Source organism: Streptomyces sp. NPDC058872 (genome assembly GCF_042743065.1).
Lineage (GTDB): Bacteria > Actinomycetota > Actinomycetes > Streptomycetales > Streptomycetaceae > Streptomyces.
The window spans coordinates 1-4,930 of record NZ_JBHYMK010000127.1; the positions used below are offsets into that span (position 1 = coordinate 1).

General features: G+C 67.2%; 4 protein-coding genes and 2 tRNA genes. 1 reads left to right on the forward strand and 5 read right to left on the reverse strand.

Features of this window, described 5'->3' with window-relative positions; all coding sequences use genetic code 11:
- Window positions 1-35: 35 nt before the first annotated feature.
- From clpX to ACFW22_RS35585, 5 genes are all read right to left on the reverse strand, one after another.
- On the reverse strand, window positions 36-1,319 hold the full coding sequence (clpX, locus tag ACFW22_RS35565) for an ATP-dependent Clp protease ATP-binding subunit ClpX (protein ID WP_030494070.1): 1,284 nt from the start codon (window positions 1,317-1,319) through the stop codon (window positions 36-38).
- A 156-nt stretch (window positions 1,320-1,475) separates the two neighbouring features.
- A complete protein-coding gene (locus ACFW22_RS35570) occupies window positions 1,476-2,138 on the reverse strand; it encodes an ATP-dependent Clp protease proteolytic subunit (RefSeq protein ID WP_189801817.1) in 663 nt (220 codons plus the stop codon).
- Window positions 2,139-2,203: 65 nt separating this feature from the next.
- Window positions 2,204-2,821, reverse strand: coding sequence for an ATP-dependent Clp protease proteolytic subunit (locus ACFW22_RS35575; protein WP_386412892.1), 618 nt, complete (start codon window positions 2,819-2,821; stop codon window positions 2,204-2,206).
- Window positions 2,822-3,062: 241 nt separating this feature from the next.
- Window positions 3,063-4,448, reverse strand: a complete 1,386-nt coding sequence (gene tig / locus ACFW22_RS35580; protein ID WP_386412894.1) for a trigger factor — start codon at window positions 4,446-4,448, stop codon at window positions 3,063-3,065.
- A gap of 171 nt (window positions 4,449-4,619) precedes the next feature.
- Window positions 4,620-4,696 (reverse strand) — tRNA-Pro (locus tag ACFW22_RS35585).
- Between the two features lie 132 nt (window positions 4,697-4,828).
- Between ACFW22_RS35585 and ACFW22_RS35590 the strand changes: the two genes are divergently transcribed.
- A tRNA-Gly gene (locus ACFW22_RS35590) sits at window positions 4,829-4,902 on the forward strand.
- Window positions 4,903-4,930: the final 28 nt, after the last annotated feature.

The following is a 4,930-nucleotide window of genomic DNA, read 5'->3' on the forward strand; positions in this document are numbered from 1 at the left end:
GCGGGGCGCCCCTCCTTCCCTGTACGGGGGACGGCTCAGGCCGACTTCTCGTGCCTGCCGTCGTTCTTCACGATCCGCGGGACCAGCGTCGGGTTGACGTTGTTGCGGACCACGTCGGCCGTGATGACCACGCGGGCCACGTCCTTGCGGGACGGAACCTCGTACATGACCGACTGGAGGACCTCCTCCATGATGGCGCGCAGGCCGCGCGCGCCGGTGCCACGGAGGATCGCCTGGTCGGCGATGGCCTCCAGGGCCGGGCGGTCGAAGTCCAGCTCCACGCCGTCGAGTTCGAAGAGGCGCTGGTACTGCTTCACCAGTGCGTTGCGCGGCTCGACCAGGATCTTCAGCAGGGCCTCGCGGTCGAGGTTGTGGACCGAGGTGATGACGGGGAGACGACCGATGAACTCGGGGATCATCCCGAACTTCACCAGGTCCTCCGGCATGACCTCCTGGAACTGGTCGCTCGCCTCGATCTCGCGCTTGGAGCGGATGGTCGCCCCGAAGCCGATGCCCTTGGCTCCCGCCCGCGACTCGATGATCTTCTCCAGGCCGGCGAAGGCGCCGCCCACGATGAAGAGCACGTTGGTCGTGTCGATCTGGATGAACTCCTGGTGCGGGTGCTTCCGGCCGCCCTGCGGAGGCACGGAGGCGGTGGTGCCCTCCAGGATCTTCAGCAGGGCCTGCTGCACGCCCTCGCCGGAGACGTCACGCGTGATCGACGGGTTTTCGCTCTTACGGGCGACCTTGTCGATCTCGTCGATGTAGATGATCCCGGTCTCGGCCTTCTTGACGTCGTAGTCGGCGGCCTGGATCAACTTGAGCAGGATGTTCTCGACGTCCTCGCCGACGTAGCCGGCCTCCGTCAGCGCCGTTGCGTCGGCGATGGCGAACGGGACGTTGAGCATGCGGGCCAGGGTCTGCGCGAGCAGCGTCTTCCCGGAACCCGTGGGGCCGAGCAGCAGAATGTTGGACTTCGCCAGTTCGATGGCGTCGTCACGGCCCTGCGCGCCGCCGTTCTCGCCGGCCTGGACGCGCTTGTAGTGGTTGTACACCGCGACGGACAGGGCCTTCTTCGCGGGCTCCTGCCCGACGACGTAGCCCTCGAGGAACTCGTAGATCTCGCGGGGCTTGGGAAGTTCCTCCCAGCGCACCTCGCTCGTCTCCGCGAGTTCTTCCTCGATGATCTCGTTGCAGAGGTCGATGCACTCGTCGCAGATGTACACACCGGGTCCCGCGATGAGCTTCTTCACCTGCTTCTGGCTCTTTCCGCAGAACGAGCACTTGAGCAGATCGCCGCCATCACCGATGCGTGCCACGAGGTGCTTCCCCTTCGCCTGGGAGTGCTTGGTTCAGCGACTCCTGGTGCCTCATATTCGACGGTACCTTGCCGGGCCCCCCGTTCGGGCCCCCCTTGGCGTGGTTGGCATGGTCGCAATTCGGCCACGCCAACCACGGCGAGGGAAGGTCGAGCGTCAGGCTGCCGCGGCGGCCGTGCTCTTGCGGGTCGAGACGATCTGGTCGATCAGGCCGTATGCGAGGGCGTCCTCGGCGGTCAGGATCTTGTCGCGCTCGATGTCGTCGCGGATCTTCTCGATCGGGGTCGAGGAGTGCTTGGCCAGCATTTCTTCCAGCTGGCTGCGCATCCGCAGGATCTCGTTGGCCGCGATCTCCAGGTCGGAGAGCTGCTCACGGCCGGTGCCACCGGAGGGCTGGTGGATCAGCACGCGGGCGTTCGGCAGGGCCATCCGCTTGCCGGGGGTGCCGGCGGCGAGCAGCACGGCCGCGGCGGAGGCCGCCTGGCCCATGCAGACCGTCTGGATGTCCGGCTTCACGAACTGCATGGTGTCGTAGATCGCCGTCAGCGCGGTGAAGGAGCCACCGGGGCTGTTGATGTAGATCGAGATGTCGCGGTCCGGGTCCATCGACTCCAGGCACAGCAGCTGCGCCATGACGTCGTTGGCCGAGGCGTCGTCGATCTGCACGCCGAGGAAGATCACGCGCTCCTCGAAGAGCTTCGCGTACGGGTCGTACTCGCGCACGCCCTGCGAGGTGCGCTCGACGAAACGCGGCACGACGTAGCGGTTGTCCATCGGCGCGCCGGTGTAGAGGCCGCTCGGGGAGAGGTTGTTCTGCATCTGGGTGTTCACCGTCCTGGTGGCGTTCGGCGGGGGGCTGGGGCTCTTCGGCGGGCTGCCGGCGCTCAGGCGCCCGTGCCGCCGCCGCCCGGAACACCCGCGGCGTGCGTGATGATGTCGTCGATGAGGCCGTACTCCTTGGCCTCCTCCGCGGTGAACCAGCGGTCGCGGTCGCCGTCACGGATGATCGCTTCGACGGTCTGGCCGGAGTGGTGCGCGGTGATCTCGGCCATGCGCTTCTTCGTGCGCAGCAGGTACTCGGCCTGGATCTTGATGTCGGAGGCGGTGCCGCCGATGCCGGCGGAGCCCTGGTGCATCAGGATGTCGGTGTTCGGCAGCGCGAAGCGCTTGCCGGGGGTGCCGGCGGTGAGCAGGAACTGGCCCATGGAGGCCGCCATGCCCATACCGATGGTGACGACGTCGTTCGGGATGAACTGCATGGTGTCGTAGACCGCCATGCCGGCCGTCACCGAGCCGCCGGGGCTGTTGATGTACAGGTAGATGTCCTTCTCCGGCTCGGCGGCCAGCAGGAGCATCTGGGCGGTGATCTTGTTGGCGATCTCGTCGTCGACCTGCTGGCCGAGGAAGATGATGCGCTCGCCGAGCAGCCGGTTGTAGACATGGTCGCCGAGGCCGCCACCGATGGACGGCTCACCCGCGGCGTAAGGCTTCAGATTCGTCACGTATCCACCTGCTCGTCTCCGACGGCCCCGGGCCGTCTCCGCGTCTCGTTCTGAGGGCAGTGCCCCCGTATTCATGGACCCTAACGCGCAGGTAGGACAACGCCATCCCGGTTCCCGAACTGTTCGCTGGGAGCGCAAGGTAGTTGGGGGCGTGTGAGCGGGTCCGGACACGTCCACGGGCCCGTGCGCACGGCTGTGCGCACGGGCCCGTGGAACAGGGGTCCGCCGGGGCGGGGGTCCCTTACTTGTCCTCGGAGACCTCGGCCTCGCCGGTGACGGCCTCGACGGCCTCGGCGGCGGTCTCGACCTCGTCCTCGTCGTCCGACAGGTCGACGACCTCGCCGTTGCTGTCCTTGACCGTGGCGGCCTCGACGACGACCGCGAGGGCCTTGCCGCGGGCGACCTCGCCGACGAGCATCGGAACCTGGCCGCCCTGGGCCACGGCCTGGGCGAACTGGTCGGGGCTCATGCCGGAGGAAGCGGCACGGCGGAACAGGTGCTCGGTGAGCTCCTCGCGGGAGACGTCGAGCTTCTCCTTGTTGACGAGCTCATCGAGGATGAACTGCGTCTTGATGCCCTTCTCGGCCTGCTCCTTGGTCTCGGCCAGGAACTCTTCCTCGGTCTTGCCCTGCATCTCCAGGTACTTCGCGAGGTCGATGCCCATCTGACCGAGCTGGTGGTGCTCCAGGTTGTGCTTGCGGGTGTTGATCTCGTCCTCGAGGAGCTTCTCGGGCATCGGGACCTCGACCAGCTTGAGGAGCTCGTCGAGGACGCGCTCCTGGGCCTGGGTGGCCTGGTCGAACTGCTTCATGTTCTCAAGGCGCTTGCGGCTGTCGGCCTTGAGCTCGTCGAGGGTGTCGAACTCCGACGCCATCTGCGCGAACTCGTCGTCGAGCTCGGGGAGCTCGCGGGCGGCCACGGCGGTGACCTTGACGGTGACCTCCGCGTCCTTGCCCTCGGCGGAGCCGCCCTTCAGCTGCGAGGTGAAGGTGGCCTCGCCACCGGCCTCCAGGCCCTTGACGGCCTCGTCGATGCCGTCGAGCAGCTCGCCGGAGCCGATGGTGTACGAGACGTCCTTGGCGACTCCGTCGGGCAGGACCTCGCCGTCGACCTTGGCCTCCAGGTCGATGGTGACGACGTCGCCCTCGGCGGCGGCGCGCTCGACCGGGGAGGTCGAGGCGAAGCGCTCGCGGAGCTGCTCCACGGACTTCTCGACGTCCTCGTCGGTGACCTCGACCGCGTCGACGGTGACCTCGATGCCGGAGTAGTCCGGGATCTCGAGGGCCGGGCGGATGTCGACCTCGGCGGTGAAGGCCAGCAGTTCGCCGTCCTTCAGCTCGGTGATGTCGACCTCGGGCTGGCCGAGCGGGTTGACCTCGGCCTCGTTGACGGCCTCGGTGTAGAACTTCGGGAGCGCGTCGTTGACGGCCTCTTCCAGCACGGCGCCGCGGCCGAACCGCTGGTCGATCACGCGAGCCGGGATCTTGCCCTTGCGGAAGCCCTTGACCGTGACCTGCTGGTTGATCTTCTTGTACGCCGCGTCGAGGCTGTCCTTGAGCTCCTCGAAGGGCACCTCGACAGTGAGCCGAACCCGGGTCGGGTTCAGGGTCTCCACGGCGCTCTTCACGGTTAGGTCTCCTTGTGGCTGATTCCTGGATTCCGGCGTCGCCGCGCGAAGCGGTTCCGGCCGATCGGCCCGGTCAGAAAGACACACGGGCACGCAGCTTGCATAGTAACCGCAAGCGGCAGGGGGGCCACAACGTGATCAAGAACGCCCGAGGTGAACGCGTGATCATCATGGTCGGGGTGGCGGGATTTGAACCCACGGCCTTCCGCTCCCAAAGCGGACGCGCTGCCAAGCTGCGCCACACCCCGTCGGTGCGACACGTAGGGTACATGGACGGGGACTGTATGGCGCCCCTCGTTTTCGGGGTGTGCACGAAGGGCCCCGGACCGGCTACGATGCTCTTCGTTCCGCGGTCCTCGTGATCCGCGGGACGGTGTTGTGCGGGCGTAGCTCAATGGTAGAGCCCTAGTCTTCCAAACTAGCTACGCGGGTTCGATTCCCGTCGCCCGCTCCAATCAGGAGGGCCGGGCCCGGTGCGCGAG

Coding starts and splice junctions, on each gene's coding strand:
- ACFW22_RS35570 (WP_189801817.1), bottom strand. CDS start 2,138: ATGCAGAACAACCTCTCCCCGAGCGGCCTCTACACCGGCGCGCCGATG.